The 16,460-nt window shown below is 65.7% G+C and carries 13 protein-coding genes; 9 read left to right on the forward strand and 4 right to left on the reverse strand.

The features are described from left to right. Nucleotides 1-16: 16 nt before the first annotated feature. On the reverse strand, nucleotides 17-1,681 hold the full coding sequence (locus L2I41_RS02920) for a lysine--tRNA ligase (protein WP_237152013.1): 1,665 nt from the start codon (nucleotides 1,679-1,681) through the stop codon (nucleotides 17-19). A 186-nt stretch (nucleotides 1,682-1,867) separates the two neighbouring features. On the opposite strand from L2I41_RS02920, the gene L2I41_RS02925 reads away from it, so the two are divergent. The 5 genes from L2I41_RS02925 to pdeM all read left to right on the forward strand — a co-directional run bounded on the left by L2I41_RS02925 (nucleotide 1,868) and on the right by pdeM (nucleotide 7,063). Then, the gene (locus L2I41_RS02925; protein WP_237152014.1) at nucleotides 1,868-2,356 is read left to right on the forward strand and encodes a DUF3280 domain-containing protein; all 489 of its coding nucleotides are present in this window, start codon (nucleotides 1,868-1,870) and stop codon (nucleotides 2,354-2,356) included. Nucleotides 2,357-2,429: 73 nt separating this feature from the next. Beyond that, nucleotides 2,430-2,840, forward strand: a complete 411-nt coding sequence (locus tag L2I41_RS02930; RefSeq protein ID WP_237152015.1) for a tellurite resistance TerB family protein — start codon at nucleotides 2,430-2,432, stop codon at nucleotides 2,838-2,840. Between the two features lie 15 nt (nucleotides 2,841-2,855). Further along, nucleotides 2,856-3,788, forward strand: coding sequence for a class I SAM-dependent DNA methyltransferase (locus L2I41_RS02935; RefSeq protein WP_237152016.1), 933 nt, complete (start codon nucleotides 2,856-2,858; stop codon nucleotides 3,786-3,788). Between the two features lie 45 nt (nucleotides 3,789-3,833). Beyond that, a complete protein-coding gene (locus L2I41_RS02940; protein WP_237152017.1) occupies nucleotides 3,834-6,332 on the forward strand; it encodes a ligase-associated DNA damage response DEXH box helicase in 2,499 nt (832 codons plus the stop codon). Beyond that, a complete protein-coding gene (gene pdeM, locus L2I41_RS02945; protein ID WP_237152018.1) occupies nucleotides 6,329-7,063 on the forward strand; it encodes a ligase-associated DNA damage response endonuclease PdeM in 735 nt (244 codons plus the stop codon). Before L2I41_RS02940 ends, pdeM begins: the two co-directional genes overlap by 4 nt. A gap of 3 nt (nucleotides 7,064-7,066) precedes the next feature. Here pdeM and L2I41_RS02950 read toward each other — a convergent pair whose 3' ends face one another. The 3 genes from L2I41_RS02950 to L2I41_RS02960 form a co-directional block, all read right to left on the reverse strand. Next, complete coding sequence (locus tag L2I41_RS02950; protein ID WP_237152019.1) at nucleotides 7,067-7,831, reverse strand: TIGR02186 family protein; 765 nt, start codon at nucleotides 7,829-7,831, stop codon at nucleotides 7,067-7,069. Continuing rightward, a complete protein-coding gene (locus tag L2I41_RS02955) occupies nucleotides 7,828-8,754 on the reverse strand; it encodes a sulfite exporter TauE/SafE family protein (protein WP_237152020.1) in 927 nt (308 codons plus the stop codon). The genes L2I41_RS02950 and L2I41_RS02955 overlap by 4 nt, the downstream gene beginning before the upstream one ends. 180 nt (nucleotides 8,755-8,934) lie before the next feature. Beyond that, nucleotides 8,935-12,759, reverse strand: a complete 3,825-nt coding sequence (locus L2I41_RS02960) for a peptidoglycan-binding protein (protein WP_237152021.1) — start codon at nucleotides 12,757-12,759, stop codon at nucleotides 8,935-8,937. Nucleotides 12,760-13,216: 457 nt separating this feature from the next. Between L2I41_RS02960 and L2I41_RS02965 the strand changes: the two genes are divergently transcribed. From L2I41_RS02965 to L2I41_RS02980, 4 genes are all read left to right on the forward strand, one after another. Continuing rightward, nucleotides 13,217-13,600, forward strand: a complete 384-nt coding sequence (locus L2I41_RS02965) for a MerR family transcriptional regulator (RefSeq protein WP_237152329.1) — start codon at nucleotides 13,217-13,219, stop codon at nucleotides 13,598-13,600. A 134-nt stretch (nucleotides 13,601-13,734) separates the two neighbouring features. Beyond that, nucleotides 13,735-14,187, forward strand: coding sequence for a hypothetical protein (locus L2I41_RS02970; RefSeq protein WP_237152022.1), 453 nt, complete (start codon nucleotides 13,735-13,737; stop codon nucleotides 14,185-14,187). 135 nt (nucleotides 14,188-14,322) lie between these two features. Then, the gene (gene mscL / locus L2I41_RS02975) at nucleotides 14,323-14,739 is read left to right on the forward strand and encodes a large conductance mechanosensitive channel protein MscL (protein WP_237152023.1); all 417 of its coding nucleotides are present in this window, start codon (nucleotides 14,323-14,325) and stop codon (nucleotides 14,737-14,739) included. A gap of 222 nt (nucleotides 14,740-14,961) precedes the next feature. Next, on the forward strand, nucleotides 14,962-16,164 hold the full coding sequence (locus L2I41_RS02980) for a pyridoxal phosphate-dependent aminotransferase (protein ID WP_237152024.1): 1,203 nt from the start codon (nucleotides 14,962-14,964) through the stop codon (nucleotides 16,162-16,164). The last annotated feature ends 296 nt before the right edge of the window (nucleotides 16,165-16,460 follow it).

Consider the following 16,460-nt stretch of genomic DNA (forward strand, 5'->3'; position numbering starts at 1 on the left):
GTGACTGGATATCGGCTCAGCCCTTGGACAGCGTGCCGTCCAGCGCCTGGCCGATCATCTCGGCGGTTTCCTTCAGGCCATAGAGCGCGACGAAGGAGCCGAAGCGTGGGCCCTTCTCCTGGCCGAGCAGCACCTGATAGAGGGTCGCGAACCATTCGAGGCTGACGCCCGGGCCGCCGTCGGGGCTCTTCTTGGAGAGATCCTGGAAGCGCTCGAAGGCACGGCCCACCGACAGCACGCTGTCCTGGATCGTCTCGGCAGAGGCGTCGGTCGGCAGGGCGAGCAGGACCTCGCGCAGCTTGGCCAGCGCCTGACGCTCTTCGGCATCGGGCGTGCGGAAGGTCTTGAACGGCTTCACCCGGTCTTCGTAATAGGCGATGGCATAGCCGCAGAGCTCGTCGAGCTTGGGATGGCTCGACGGCGTCACGCCCGGGCTGTGCCGGCCGATATAGGACCACAGCGCCGCCTTGTCATGCGCATGGCTGGCCGAGACCAGATTGAGCAGCATGGTGAAGCTCACCGGCACCGGTGTCACCGGCGGATTGCCCGAGTGGATGTGCCAGACCGGATTGTTGACCTTGGCGTCGGCGTCCATCTCCGGATACTTTTCCAGGAAGGCGAAATATTCATCGACGGCGCGCGGGATCACGTCGAAGAACAGCCGCTTGGCCGTCTTCGGCTTCTGGAACATGTAGAGCGCCAGGCTGTCCGGCGAGGCATAGGTCAGCCATTCGTCGATGGTGAGGCCATTGCCCTTGGACTTGGAGATCTTCTCGCCATTCTCGTCGAGGAAGAGCTCGTAGTTGAAGCCATCAGGCGGATTGCCGCCGAGCACCTTGCAGATCTTCGACGAGGTCTTGACGTTGTCGATGTGATCCTTGCCGCTCATCTCATAGTCGACGCCGAGCGCCGCCCAGCGCAGCGCCCAGTCGGGCTTCCACTGGCACTTGGCGTGGCCGCCGGTCACCGGCGTTTCGAACCGCTCGCCGGTGTTGGGATCGGTCCAGACAATCGTGCCCGTCTCGAGGTTGCGCTCCTCGATCGGCACCTGCATCACCACTTCGGTCTTCGGATGCACCGGCAGGAAGGGCGCATAGGTCTTGCGCCGCTCCTCGCGCAGCGTCGGCAGCATGATCTCCATGACCTCGTCATACTTCTCCAGCATCTTGAGAAGCATCTGGTCGAAGGTGCCCTTCTTGTATTCCTCGGTGGCCGACATGAACTCGTAGTCGAAGCCGAAGGTGTCGAGGAAGGAGCGGAGCTTGGCATTGTTGTTGTGGCCGAAGCTCGCATGCTCGTTGTCGAAGGGGTTCGGCACGTTGGTCAGCGCCTTGCCCAGATTGGCCGTGAGCAGATCGCGGTTCGGCACATTCTCGGGCACCTTGCGCATGCCGTCCATGTCGTCGGAGAAGCACAGCAGGCGCGTGGGGATCTTGTCTTCCGTGATCACGCGGAAAGCCGTGCGCACCATGGTGGTGCGCGCCACTTCGCCGAAGGTGCCGATATGCGGCAGACCCGAGGGGCCATAGCCCGTCTCGAAGATCACCGGCCGCGCCTCGCCTTTGCGTTTCTCGATCCGCGCCACGATCTTCTTGGCTTCCTCGAAGGGCCATGCCTTGGAGCGGCCGGCCGCAGCGATGAGCGCGGGATCGGAAAGGGCGGAGAGAAGCGCGGTGGTCATCGTTGTCCTCAAATGACGAAAAACGCCCGGAAACGGGCCGGCGGACAGTAGGGAGGGGGCAAGGAAAGGTCAAGGACGGTGCAAGCGCTGTTACGCAAAAATGCAAGAGAAAGGCTTGGTGCCGCATGGACATGCGCGTAGGCCTTGGGCAGGGTGAGCAGACTGGGGCCGATCGGGAGATGAAACATGTCGTGGTTGAGCTTTCGCCTTGCCGTTATCCTCGCCATGCTGCTCTCCGCCGGACCAGCCCTGGCCGCGCAGAAGCTGGCTTTCTTCGGCTACCGCATGATCAACTCCTCCATGCAGGAGACGAGCGCCGTCGAGACGGGGCGCATCGCCACGCTGACGCGCGAGTTCGAGGCGCGGGTCGGCGCGTCGGGAAAATATGAGATCGCGCCAGTGCCCGAGGCGGCGCGCGCGGCGCTCGCCAAGACGGCGGGCATGGGCGAGTGCAACGGCTGCGAACCCAGGCTCGGCGCCATGGCCGGGGCCGATCTGGTCGCCTGGGGCACGGTGCAGAAGGTCTCCAACCTGATCCTCAACGTCAACATCTACGTCGCCGACGTGAAGACGGGGCAGTTCACCTTCATCAAGAGCGCCGACATGCGCAACAACACGGACGAGAGCTGGCATCGGGCACAGGAATATATTCTCAAGAACTATTTCCTTAAATGAGAGGGCGCCGAAGCCGCTTGCGCTTTGGTCCGCACTGTCCCACATAGGGTTTCTCGTTTTGCCAGAGGATAAGATGACCAAGCCGCTTTCCGTGCACGAAGCCCTGATCTGGGTGATGGTGACCACCGCTGTCGCCGATCGCAACATGACCGAAAGCGAACTCGACCAGTTCGAGCGGCTGATCGGTTTCCTGCCGGTGTTCCAGGGCTTTGAAGGCAGCGTGGGTGCCATCGCCGACACGTGCTCGGCGCATCTGAAGAGCGACGACGGCATCGACCGCATCCTCGACAAGGTGGTGGAAGCTCTGCCGGCGCGCCTGCACGAGACCGCCTATGCGCTGGCCATCGAAGTGGCGGCGTCCGACCTCGACGTGCGCCAGGAAGAGCTGGTGTTCCTGCAGATGCTGGAAGATCGCCTGGAGCTGGACAAGCTCGGTGTCGCCGCCATCGAGCATTCGGCGCGCGTCCGCTATCGCAAGCTCTGATCGGCCACCCCACCCATGTCCCGCGCCAGCCTCACGTCGGGTGACGTGATCGCCGATCGCCGCTACGAATATGCGCGCGCCTATGCCGCCGCCGATGATTTCGCCGCGGCGCTGGATCTCTACGCCCAGGTGCGCGAACTCACGCCCGAATGGCTGCCGGCCATGCTGGGCGAGGCCGATTGCCTGATCGAACTCGGTCGCGGCGAGGAGGCCGCGCCCATTCTCGCGCGCATGGTCGAGCTCGATCCGGACGGCCTGTTCGGGGCGGAGTTGAAACTGGCCGCGCTGGGACTGGCCGCCGCCCCGGCCGCACCGCCGACCGCCTATGTGAAGGGCCTGTTCGACAGCTATGCCGACAAGTTCGACAAGGCGCTGGTCGGCGATCTCGGCTATCGCACGCCCTGGCATCTCGCCGACCGGCTGGCACTGCTCGATCCCAAGCGGACCTATGGCTCCGTGCTCGACCTTGGCTGCGGCACCGGGCTGATGGCCGAAGCGCTCGGCGATCTGGCCTCGGGCCTTGTGGGCTGCGACCTGTCGCCCGGCATGCTGGCGAAGGCGCGCGTGCGCGGGCGTTATCAGCGGCTGATCGAAGCCGATGTGGTGGCAGCTCTCGACGGCGAGGCCGGTCCCTTCGATCTCATCACCGCCGCCGACGTCTTCGTCTATGTGGGACGGCTCGAGGCGACCTTCGCTGGCGTGGTCAAGCGCCTGGCGCCCGGTGGGCTCTTCGCCTTCTCGGTCGAAGCCGCAGAGGAGGGCGATGGCGTGCAACTGCGCGACAGCCTGCGCTATGCCCATGGCGAGGGCTACGTCCGCGCACTCGCAGCTGCTGCCGGTCTCGACATCCGCGTTTTCGACACGGCACCGCTGCGGCTCGACCGCGGCAAGGCGATCAAGGGCTATCTGGTCCTGGCCCGACATGGAAACAAAGCCGCCAATCCCTGATTTTGTTCTTCACTTGTTCTGGAAAATAGGCTCTACTCCCGCCCCATGGACACCGTGGAGCGACCTCTGCCGCAAAAATTTCTCGACTGGTTCGCCGGGCGCGGCTGGAGCCTGCGGCCGCATCAGGCGACTTTGCTGGAACACGGGCGTGCCGGCCATTCGGCGCTGCTGATCGCCCCTACCGGCGCCGGCAAGACGCTGGCCGGCTTCCTGCCCAGCCTCGTGGAGCTGAGCCAGCGCCCCAGATGGAAGCCGGGCACGCGGCGGCGCGGCGTGCACACGCTCTACATTTCGCCGCTGAAGGCGCTCGCCGTCGACATCGAGCGCAATCTCGAACGGCCGATCGCCGAGATGGGGCTCAACATCACCATCGAGACGCGCACCGGCGACACCTCCGCCTCGCGCCGCCAGCGGCAGAAGCTCATTCCGCCCGACATCCTCCTGACGACGCCCGAACAGCTGGCACTGCTGATCGCCGGCAACGACGCTTCGGTCTTCTTTGAAGACCTGCGCACGGTGATCTTCGACGAGTTGCATGCGCTGGTCACCTCCAAGCGCGGCGATCTCCTGGCGCTGGGCCTCTGCCGCCTCAGGACGCTGGCGCCCGGCCTCCGCACCGTCGGTCTGTCGGCCACCGTTGCCGAGCCGGACGAACTGCGCGCCTGGCTGATGCCGCAGCAGGGCACAGACCTCGTTCTGTCCGAGGTGGTGACCGTCACCGGCGGCGCCAAGCCGGAGATCCGCATTCTCGAGGCCGGCGACGCCATCCCCTGGGCCGGCCATTCGGCGCGCTATGCCTATGCCGATCTCCTCGACGTGATCGCCGCCCATCGCATGACGCTGATCTTCGTCAACACCCGCAGCCAGGCGGAACTGGTCTTCTCCGAACTCTGGCAGATGAACGACGACAATCTGCCGCTCGCCCTGCATCACGGTTCGCTCGACGTCGGCCAGCGCCGCAAGGTGGAGGCGGCCATGGCTGACGGGCGACTCAGGGCCGTCGTCGCCACCTCGACGCTCGACCTCGGCATCGACTGGGGCGATGTGGATCTCGTGGTGCACATCGGCGCCCCCAAGGGGGCGAGCCGGCTCGCCCAGCGCATCGGCCGCGCCAATCACCGCATGGACGAGCCCTCGCGCGCCATATTGGTGCCGGCCAATCGTTTCGAAGTGCTGGAATGCAAGGCGGCGCTCGACGCCAATTATCTTGGCGCGCAGGACACCCCGCCGATCCGCGCGGGCACGCTGGACGTGCTCGCCCAGCATATCCTCGGACGGGCGGTGGCCGGTCCCTTTCGCGCCGACGACCTCTATGCCGAGGTGACCTCCGCCTATGGCTATCGCCATCTCGACCGCGACAGCTTCGACAAGGTGGTCGATCTCGTCGCCACCGGCGGCTACGCCCTCCGGACCTACGAGCGTTATGCCAAGATCAAGCTGACGGCGGACGGCACCTGGCGGCTCACCCATCCGCGCTTTGCGCAAGGCTATCGCCTCAACGTCGGTACCATCATCGAAAGCCCGATGCTGAAGGTCCGGCTCGGCGGCAGGGCGCGCGGCAGCGGCCCGGTGATGGGCGGACGCGTGCTGGGCGAGGTGGAAGAGTATTTCTGCGAGCAGATGGCCGTCGGCGACACCTTCATGCTGGCCGGCGAGGTGCTGCGCTTCGAGGGCATCCGCGAGACCGAGGTGATCGTCTCCCGCGCCAAGGCGCAGGACCCGCGCATTCCCGTCTATGCCGGCGGCAAGTTCCCGCTCTCCACCTTCCTGGCGGCCGGCGTGCGCCGGATGATCTCCAACCCCGAGGAATGGCGAAGCCTGCCCGGTCCGGTGCGCGAGTGGCTGGAGCTGCAGCGGCAGTTCTCGCGCCTGCCGCGGGAGAACGAACTCCTGGCCGAGACCTTTCCCGAGGGCGACCGGCACTATCTCGTGCTCTATCCCTTCGAGGGACGGCTCGCCCATCAGACGCTCGGCATGCTGCTGACCCGCCGGCTGGAGCGCTTCGGCGTCGGGCCGCTCGGCTTTGTGGCGACCGATTATGCGCTCGGCATCTGGTGCCTCCATGACGTGGGCGCGGCCTTTGCGACCGGGCGCCTGCCGCTCTCGAAACTCCTCGATCCCGACATGCTCGGCGATGATCTCGAAGCCTGGATGGCGGAGAGCTATCTGCTCAAGCGCACCTTCAAGGCCTGCGCCATGATCTCGGGTCTTGTTGAGAAGAATGCCATCGGTGCCGAGAAGACCGGGCGGCAGCTGACTGTCTCCACCGATCTCATCTATGACGTGCTGCGCGAGCACGAGCCCGACCACATCCTGCTGCGCGCCACCTGGGCGGACGCCTCGTCTGGGCTTCTCGATCTGCACCGGCTCAGCGACATGCTCTCCCGAATCACCGGCCATATCGTGCATAAGCGACTGGACCGGATCTCGCCGCTGGCCGTGCCCATCATGCTGGAGCTCGGGCGCGAGCGGATTTCCGGCGCGGCCGAGGAGGACATTCTCGCCGCGGTGATGGACACGGGGTTGGCGGCGGCAATGCGATGACGGGACTGGCGGCGGTTGCTTCGGAACGGGAGGAGACCTCGGGCGTGCTGACGCGGGACGGCCTCGTCAATCTCAACGGTGCCGCCGTGCGCTTCGACGCGGCGGGCGTGCTGCATTGGCCCGACGAGGACCTGCTGGTGGTCGCCGACCTGCATTTCGAAAAGGGCTCGGCCCGCGCGGCGCGCGGCGCCTTCGTGCCGCCCTATGATACCCGGGCGACCATTGCGGCGCTGGAAGGCGTGGTCAAGCGCCTCGCGCCGCGTCGCGTCATTGCACTGGGCGACAGTTTCCATGACGAGCGGGCGGAGAGCCGGCTTGCCCCCATCGATCTTGATCGCCTGGCGGCGCTGGTAGCGTCGGTGGAGTGGATCTGGCTCGAAGGCAACCATGACCCGCTGCCGCCCTCGACGGTGGGCGGCACCTGCCTCAAGGAACTGGCAATCGACCCGCTTTGCTTCCGCCATGAGCCACGCGCCGGGCGCCAGCGCGGCGAGGTGGCGGGCCATCTGCATCCGGCTGCCAAGGTAGGGCGCGTGCGCTCGGTACGGCGCCGCGCCTTCGTGACCGACGGCGCCCGCTGCATCCTGCCCGCCTTCGGCGCCTATACCGGCGGCCTCAATGTGCGCGACAAGGCCTATGCGGGCCTGTTCGAGAAATCGCGGCTGATTGCCTGGATGATGAGCGACGGCCGGCTGTTCCCGGTGCGGGCGGGCGACCTTCTGAGCGATTGAGCGTCAATCCCGCCGGAACAGCACGCCGGCCAGCCAGCCGGTGAGGCAGGCGATCAGCACGGTGGCGAAGCCATAGGCGACGGGCTGCTGATGGGCGGCATCGGTAACGAACTGTTCGAAGCCGGTCTTGCGGATGTTGAAGTCCTCCGACGTCCTCGACAGCAGCACGCCGCCCGAGAAAAGGTAGACCGTCGCCGTATACCAGCCGACCGGCACATTGGCCGGCAGGTCGACCTGCGAACGGAAGAGCTGCGGGCTCAGGAACTCGACGCCGCCTTCCTTCAGGGCAAACAGCTTCTGCTGCTGCATCAGGCGGATGAAGGCGCCGTCGAAGTCGGTGCGGATCGGCGGCAGCGGGCCGGGCGGATCGTTGATCGGCAGCATGTCGAAGCCGAGGCCGAGCCGGGCGCGGACACCCACGCTCGCCACGTCGGGCATGGGGGCCGTGGTGGAAATCGACAGGAACGAGGGGACGGACCGCAGCTTTTCCGATTCCCGGTTCAGCCAGATGCCGGCCGTGCGGTCTTTGCGGCGGGCCACGATGGTGCGCGGCGGGCCGGATAGCGTAACCACCAGGTGATAGTCACCATTGCGCGAAATGGTCTGCGCGTCGCGCTCCACGGTGCCGAAGATGGTCACCTGGCTGCCGGTGAAGTTGGAGGTGATGGCGACGCGGTCGCTGGACAGCGCGGTCACCAGGTTCTCCGCACGGGCAATGCCGGGCAACAGCGTGAGGACGACGAGGGCGAGCAACCGGAGCGCGGTCATGACGCCCCTCCGGTGCCGGACAGCGAATAGATCTCCGTGGGCGTGACGATCAGATCCACGGCAAAGCGCACGCCGACCGCCAGCACCAGAAGGCCGAGCAGCAGGCGCAGCGTCTCACCGCGCAGGCTCTGGCCGACGCGGGCGCCGAACTGGGCGCCCACCACGCCACCCACCATCAGGCAGAGGCCGAGGATCACATCCACCGTCTGGTTGGCGCTGGCCTGCATGAGGGTGGTGAAGGCCATGGTGCCCAAGGTCTGCATCAGCGTGGTGCCGATGACGATGGTGGTGGGCACGCGGAGGAGATAGATGAGCGCCGGCACCATGATGAAGCCGCCGCCGATGCCGAGGAGGGCGCCGAGGAAGCCGATCATCACCCCGAGCCCGATCACCGGGAAGACGGAGATATAGAGGCGCGAGCGTTCGAAGCGCACCCGCAGCGGCAGCTTCTGCATCCAGCCATGCTGGCCGGGGCGCTTGACCGGCAGCTGCGTGCCGCGCTTCTGGGCGATGAGCGCGCGGGTGGATTCCACCAGCATCAGCGCGCCGATCGTGCCGAGGAAGCCCACGTAGCAGAGCGCAATGACGAGATCGAGCTGGCCGACCTTGAGCAGCAGCGAATAGACGAGCACGCCGAGGCCGGAGCCGGCGATACCGGAGACCAGCAAGAAGCTGCCGAGCTTGAAGTCGACGGTCTTCTTGCGGATGTAGGCCAGCATGCCCGAGGCCGAGTTGGCAACGATCTGCGAGGAGACCGAGGCCACCGCAACGGCCGGCGAAATGCCGGAGAAGATCAGGAGCGGCGTAAGCAGGAAGCCGCCGCCCACGCCGAACATGCCCGACAGAAAGCCGATCGCCGCCCCCATCCCGATCAGGATGAAGACATTCATCGGCAGTTCCGCGATGGGCAGGTAGAGTTCCAAGGAGGCAATCCGCTTGCAAGATCGTTGACCGATCCTATGCATAAAAACTTTGTCAAAATCGAAAAGGTAAGGCGCCTGCCAACTAAAAATTTGGGGTGTGTTGCCGCAGACCCTGCCTGAAACGACAATCCCCGCGCTGGCGGGCGCGGGGATTGGAGACGTAAAGCGTGGATGCGAGGGTCAGATCGGCTGCGCGGTGATCGCGGTGATCAGGGCCGCGTCGATCTCGCCGGTCGCCGGCAGGCCCTTGGACTTCTGGAAGGCGGCGATGGCGTCCTTGGTCTTCTTGCCCATCTTGCCGTCGGCCGGCCCCACGTCGAAGCCGTGTGCCGTCAGGACATTCTGGATCTTGGCGATCAGCCGCGTCTGGTCGATCGAGGCGGTGCTGCCGGGGGCGGCGGTCCAGGCCGGATCGAGCGGGCCGTCGTCGTTGGCGGCGGGATCAACCGGCTTGGCGGTCCAGGTTTCCACCGCGAGACGCGCCCGCGCCAGATCGTCCTTGGACAGGGCGAGGGCGACGTCGTCGCGCTTCTTGGCCGCGTCAGCATCGCCGCCGTTGGCCGCGATGGCGAACCACTTGTAGGACGAGGTGAGGTCGCGCGGCAGGCCGAGGCCGCGGGCATAGAGAATGCCGAGGTTGAACTGGCTGTCGCGCACGCCGAGATCGGCGGCCTGCTGGAACCACTTGGCGGCCATCTGATAATCAGGCGCACCAAGACCGCCCTCGGCGTTGAGCACGGCGAGATTGTGCATGGCCTTGGCATTGCCCTGCGCAGCGGCCTTGCCATACCAGACCGCGGCCTGCTTGGGATCGCGCACCACGCCTTCGCCCTTTTCGAACAGGCTGCCGAGGCGATATTGCGCAACGGCCAGTCCGCCGTCGGCCGCGTGATGGTACCAGGTGGCAGCGGTCTTGAGATCGGCGGGCACGCCCTTGCCGTCGGCATAGCGCGAGGCAACTTCCATCTGCGCCCGCGGATTGCCGTCGGCAGCAGCCTGACGCAGGGCCATCGGGCCCACGGCGGACGGCGGCAGGTCGGCCTTGACCGGAGCCATCGCGGTGGCCACGGGGGGCGCAGCTTCGGTAACCGGAGGCGCCGTCATGGTCTGCGGCGGCACGAGAGCCGTCGTCGACGGTGACGTCTCAGCGCCGGACGGCGATGCTACCGGGGCAAAGCTGTTGGCCGGCAGGTCGGTGGCCTTGGCGCCGAACCCGGTCGACGCGGTCACCGAGGGCATGCCGGAGAGATCCGACGAGGCCGCAGCCGAGGCATCTTTGGCTTCCGGAGCAGCGGCAACCGGTGCCGGCGTGTCGCTCGGGGGCGCTGCGGCAACCGACGTGTCGCCTGAGGCATTCTGCGCGGAAGCGTCGGCTGACGCCGGTTCCACCGGGGCCGGTTCGGCGGGAACCGAGGTCTCCTGCGCGACGGATTGGGTATCGCTGCGGTGCTCGAGGAACTGCACGGCCAGTCGCGTCCCGCCGGCGAGCACCAGAAGGGCTACCGCACCGATGCCGATCTTGCGGCCATGCGCCTTCAGGACATCGAGGAGACGCGAAGACTTGCCGCCTTCGGCAGGCTGCGCCATGGCGACATGGGGCGCCTGACCAGGCTCGGCCGTGCCGGCAGCGAGAGCCGCCCGCCGCGCAGCGGCAATGAAGTCCGCCTTGGACGGCGTCGCGGCGGCGTCCTTGGCATCGGCTTGCGGCGCGCGCGCCGGCTTCTCCCCGGTCGGACGGGCGACCCTGGGTTTGCCCGAACCGGGTTCGAGCGGCAGATTGACGTCGAAGGGACCGGGGGCGGCATCCTCGTCGGGCGTCGCCGCGAGGGGCGGCTCCTGGCGCGGCTTCGGGGCCTTGGCCTTGCGGCCAAAGATGCGCGGCATGTCCTCATCATCGGCGGCTGGGGCTGCGGCCGGGCGCTGCAGCTTGCCGGTCAGTGCCTTCTCGATTTCCTGCCAGGTGCCGTTGTCGCGATCCTCGGGCTCGGCCACCGGGGCGGCAGCCGGCTCGACCGGCTCGTCGAACATCGTGTTGCGCCGTGCGGCCAACTCGCGGGTCGCAAGACGCTCGACGGCTTCGCAAATGGTCAGCAGCAGTTCGCGGTCGCGCTTGGCATCGCCGCGCAGATCCTCGCTGAGGCGGGAAATGTTGCCCTCGACAGCCGCCAGAAGCGCAACCGCCTCGCGGTCGCTCCCGGATGCCGCGTAAGAGGCGCCCGCCTGAGCGTTGCCGGCCAGCGACACCGCCATGGTTGCTTCGAGCTTTTCGAGCGCATTGGCCAGGGCGAAGACTTCCGCCGGCCGCGATTCCAGCTTGGCGACCACATCCGACAGGCGCTGTTCGATGCGGATGATGGCATGGGCATCGAACTGCGGCAGGCGCATTTCGCCGATGCGATCGGTGATGAGGCGCAGCTCCTGCTCGACGCGATCGACCGTCTGGGTCGACAGCGTCGTCACCTCGCCGCGCAGCGCGTCGATCGCGCGATCGACGGCGGCAAGGTCCTTGGTGGTGGCAAAGTCGATTTCCGACAAGGACCGGGTCAGGCTCTCTACCCGGTGCTCGAGTTCGGTGAAGCGATTGCCCGAAGCGCTGGACGACAGGTGGCTTTCAATCCGCGCAAGCGCCCCCATCAGGTCTTCCGCCTGTGGCGGAACGGACGCGGTCAGGCTGCTGTCCACCGACTGGGCCAGCCGCCCGAGATGGGTTTCCAGCTGCTTGAGGGATGCCTGATCAAGCGGGGTATCGATACGGTCGAGGCGGGAGAGGATTTCGGCAAGCTTGTCCTCGAGACCGTCGAGCCGAGGCCCGTCAGCGGTTTCGATGCGCGCGCCGAGTTCGTCCATGCGGGCGATCAGCTTGTCGAAGCCGGCCAGCGTGCGGTCACGGTCCTGGCCGAGGGCATGCTGGACGGCATCCATGTCGCGGGCAAGGCGGGGCAGACCGTCGGTGACGCGGGCCAATTGCTCGACGGCGGTGGACTGGCGCTCGAGCTCGTGGGCAAAGCGCGGCAGTTGTTCTGCGCGCTGGGCAATCTGGCCCATCAGGGCCGTCTGGCGACTGGCGACTTCGCCCCAGCGGTCGAGGGAATCGAGACCGGCAAAGCGCTGCTCCAGGGACTGGATCTGGCGGCTGACGTCGGCAAGATGCGAGGAGATGGCAGAGATGGTCTCCCGCTGATCGAGCGTGGCGACCGCTCCGGCGAGATCGCCGATGCGCCGGTTGAGCTCCAGCATGGCGCGACCGTCACCGCCGCGGTGCACGAGTTCGGACAGGTCTTCCAGCCGGGCCGCGATGGCGTTGACATGGGCATCGGTGGGAATGGTGTCGAACAGCCGGCGGATGTCCGCAAGCTGTTGCACGAGGTCCCCGAAGGAGCGTTGGTTGTCCACCAGCGGGCGGATGCTGTCGAGGCGATCCACCAGCGAGGCAAAGCCGGCTTCGAGGAGTCGCGGCGAGTTGCGGGCGGCCAGATCGCTCAGCATGGCCTTGAGTTCGCCGACGTCGCGCTGCAGCCCCTGCAGCGGCTGACTGCCATAGTCGGTCGCCTGCGACGGCGCGGGCTCGGCATAGCGACGGCGCGGGGCCTCTTCGCGGAAAGAGGGGCTCTCGGGACGGCTCAGGGCCTGAACACGGGCTCCGAGATCGGCGACATCCTCGCGGAAACGGCTGGACGGTGTGGCCCGGTCGACAGAGCCGCGCTCCAGCGCATCCCGCTTGCGCGAGATCTGCTCGATGGCCCGCTGCAACTCGTCGGACGCGGAGGCACGCGGTGCCGGCGCTTCGCCCGCTGCCGGCGTCAGCATGCGAATGCGCTCGCCCAAGCGATCGAGCGAGGACAGGATCTTTGAGACCGATTCGTCTTCCGAACGCCGAGGCGGCGCTCCGCGGTGGGACGGACCCGTGGCGCTCAGCCAGTCGTCAACCGTCTGGCCAGCGCGGGCGGCGGTGTAATCTGCGTCCCGCTGCGTACTGCCATAGGTTCCGCCGTCAGTACGAGACATTGCCCGCGACGCCATCGTCCATCTCCCCAATCGGCCGGATCGGTCGGACGCGCACCCAAGGGAACGCACGTCCTCCATTCTTTCAAACTGGCTCGACTTTCGGAAATCACGGTAAACAGGCGGTTAACATCAGTTAACGAACGCAAGGTATTTTTAAGCGCTGTGAAAAATACCTTACGCCAGCGCGTCGATTTGGAGCCAAAAGAGGTCTTTCAGCCATAACCTGCCGACCAAATCGCAACTTGACCTAAACGTCAGCTCATGCCCAAGGTATCGTACAATTGCCGATATCGATCGATCCGGCCGCGCGGCAACGCTGTTGTCTCTGCGCCTTGAATTGCGTGACCCAAGAGGCCCGAACATGACCAACGCCGTGGACCCCGAAGCCGACAGCGCCATCGGTGCGCCGATTGCAGATGAGCTCGATGTCGACGATGGGCTTTATCCCAAGGGGTCGATGTTCTCGATCGGCGATCTGTCGCGCGAGTTCGACGTGACACTGCGAACCTTGCGCTTCTATGAGGATCGCGGCCTGCTCAATCCCAAGCGCGACGGGCTCAACCGCCTCTACTCCCGCCGCGACAGGGCGCGCCTGAAACTGGTCCTGATGGGCAAGCGAGTGGGCTTTTCGCTCACGGAGATCAAGGACATGCTCGATCTCTACGATCTGCGCGACGGCCAGGTGTCACAATTGCGCGTGGCGCTGGGCCGCTTCAACGAGCAGATCTCCATCCTCGAACGACAGAAGAAGGACATCGAGCAGGCCCTGACGGAGCTTCGCCGCACGACGGCGGTGGTGAGCGGCCTTCTCAAGGAAAAGGAAGGAAAGGCGCCCCGCTGAGCGGCGGTCGCCATCTTTGTGACGCAAGCGAGCACCATGGTGTGTCACCATGTCGGAGCTTGGGGGACGGACGCTTCGAAAAGGTCTGAAGCGCCATCTTGAGCTTGAACTCCGACCAGCCTGGAGGATGCGGCATGCAGACCAAGCTTACGATCCTTGCCATCACCTGTTTGCTTTCAGCGCCGGCTCTGACCAGCGCCATGGCGACCGACCAAGCGCCGGCTGGGCCGAAGGATGGCGTTGCCGACACGTTTGCCTTTGCCCCTGCCGACGGGCCTCAACTCCGCATCGATCGCCGCGATGGCACCGTGTCGCTCTGCGAGCAGACCGCGGGCCAATGGGCCTGCAAGCTGGTGGCCGATGACCGCAAGGCTTACGAGGACCGTCTCTCCGAGGTGGAGGCCGAGAATGCGCGCCTCGCGGCCCGGGTGAGCGAACTCGAACGCAAGCTCGCCGACAGCAGCCCCATGCTGGGCTCGTCGGACCAGCAGAAGCTGGACGAGTTCCTCGATCTCTCGGACCGCATGTTCCACCATTTCTTCAATATGGTGGAGGATCTGAAGAGGCAGGAGAACAAGCCCATCTGATCAAAGTGGGGCGCAAGTGCTGCAAACAGGGTTGCAGCCACTGGCGCTTTTGCGAATTCTTAAGCATAATCAGCCGGCTGGACAATTGATCCCGGGCGCTTGCCAAAAGCGCTGCGGGACAGGCTGGAGGATGGCATGCTCAAGGAATTCCGGGAATTCGCCCTCAAGGGCAACATGGTCGATCTCGCGATCGGTGTGATCATCGGCGGTGCCTTCGGTGGCCTCGTCAACTCGATCGTTGCGGATCTGCTGATGCCCATCATCGGCGTCATCACCGGCGGCATCGACTTCTCCAATCTTTATGTCCAGCTGTCCGGCACGCCGGTGATCAACGACCTCGCCGCCGCCCGCAAGGCCGGCGCAACGCTGGCCTACGGCAACTTCATCACGCTGGCCATCAACTTCCTGATCATCGCCTTCGTGCTCTTCCTTGCGGTGAAGGGCATCAATCGCATGAAGAAGAAGGAAGCCGAGGCACCTGCGGCGCCGCCGGCACCGGCCGCCGACATCCTGCTGCTCACCGAGATCCGCGATCTCCTCAAGAAGAGCTGACGTCCTGAGCCGCCGCGTGTAGTCGCCAGCTCCTGGCGGCTACACCCAAAGATCGAAAATGACGAGTTGGCTTGAGCGGATTCGCCCTGCTAAGAACAATCACCTAGTGGACAGGGCCTGACATTTGAAATCGAGATGTCGCCGTCGGACCGCTAGCGCGCCTGCGCCCCTTTCGAGTTGCGCCGCCGCAGGAAAACCCGGTGTTGTCAGGGCAAGGTGAAGATGGCTTTTTCCGAAGAAATGCTGGCGAACGTGCGGGCCGAGGCGCGCAATGCGCCGGCGAGCGGCATCGTCGAAGTCCACAAGCGGGGGCTGGCGCGTCCGGGGACCATCAAGCTCTGGGTGGGGGAGGGCAATCTTCCCACGCCCGACAACATTCGCGCTGCTGCCGCACGATCGCTGGCCGACGGCGAGACTTTCTATACCCATCAAGCCGGTCTGCCCGAGCTGCGGCAGGCCCTGGCGACCTATCATGACCGCGTCTACGGCGGTCTTGCCGGTGCGCCCTTCAGCCCGGATCGCTTCCTGATCACCGGGTCGGGCATGCACGCGATCACGCTGGCGGTAGCCTGCGTCGCCGGCAGTGGTGACGAAGTGATCGTGCCCTCGCCCGCCTGGCCCAACTCGTCGGCTGCCGCCGGCGTGAACGGCGCCGCCATCCGGCAGGTGCCGATGCGCTTTGACGCGGCAGGCTGGGATATCGACATGGCCGCGCTCACCGCGGCCATCGGCCCGCGGACCCGGGCGATCTTCATCAACAGTCCGTCGAACCCGCTCGGCTGGGTGGCAAGTCGGCAAAGGCTGCAGAGCCTGCTCGATCTCGCGCGCCGGCACGGCCTGTGGATCGTCGCCGACGAAGTCTACGGCCGTTTCTGCTTCCTGGACGGGCAGCCCGTGGCGTCGTCCTTCCACGAACTGATGGCCGCCGACGACAAGGTGATCTTCGTCAACACCTTCTCGAAGAACTGGGCGATGACCGGCTGGCGAATCGGCTGGATCGAGGTGCCGCCGGCACTCAACGAAACCGTCCAGAACCTCATCCAGTATTCGAGTTCGGGCACCGCCACCTTCATGCAGCGTGGCGCCATCGAGGCGCTGGAGCATGGCGAGGCGTTCATCGAGTTCCAGGTCAACCGCGCCCGTCACAACCGCGATCTGGCGCTCGCGCGGCTGCGCGACACCGGCCGCGTCCGCCTCGCGGTTCCCGACGGCGCCTTCTACATGTTCTTCGCGATCGAAGGTGAAACGAATACCCGCGACCTCTGCCTGCGCCTCGTTGACGAAGCCGGTGTTGGCATTGCGCCGGGGACCGCCTTTGGCGAGGGCGGCGACGAGTTCATGCGGCTTTGCTTTGCCGGCGATCCGGACATCCTCGCCGACGGGCTCGATCGCCTGGTCAACTGGCTCGGACGCAACCGTCGCTGACCGTCTTCCGGCGCCCGATGGAAGATATTGCATTCACGCGGAAAGCCCTTTTCCGCCAGAATGATGCAGTGACTTGCCAGCACCAATGAACTGCGTTTATTGCAAAATCGAAATATGGACGGGGCCGAGGGCTAGGCAAGGGCGAAAAATAGTGGATCATAAGGCCCAAGGATTTTTTCGTTTTCGCCGGTGAAATTTGATTTGGCGCAGATACGACTTTCACGAGTTGGTGCATGGTTCATCCGGAGTTGCACGAAAAGGTCGATGACGGATTGACTGAGCGGTCTTCGCAAGAA

The organism is Oryzibacter oryziterrae (assembly GCF_021864535.1).
Classification (GTDB): Bacteria; Pseudomonadota; Alphaproteobacteria; order Rhizobiales; family Pleomorphomonadaceae; genus Pleomorphomonas; species Pleomorphomonas oryziterrae.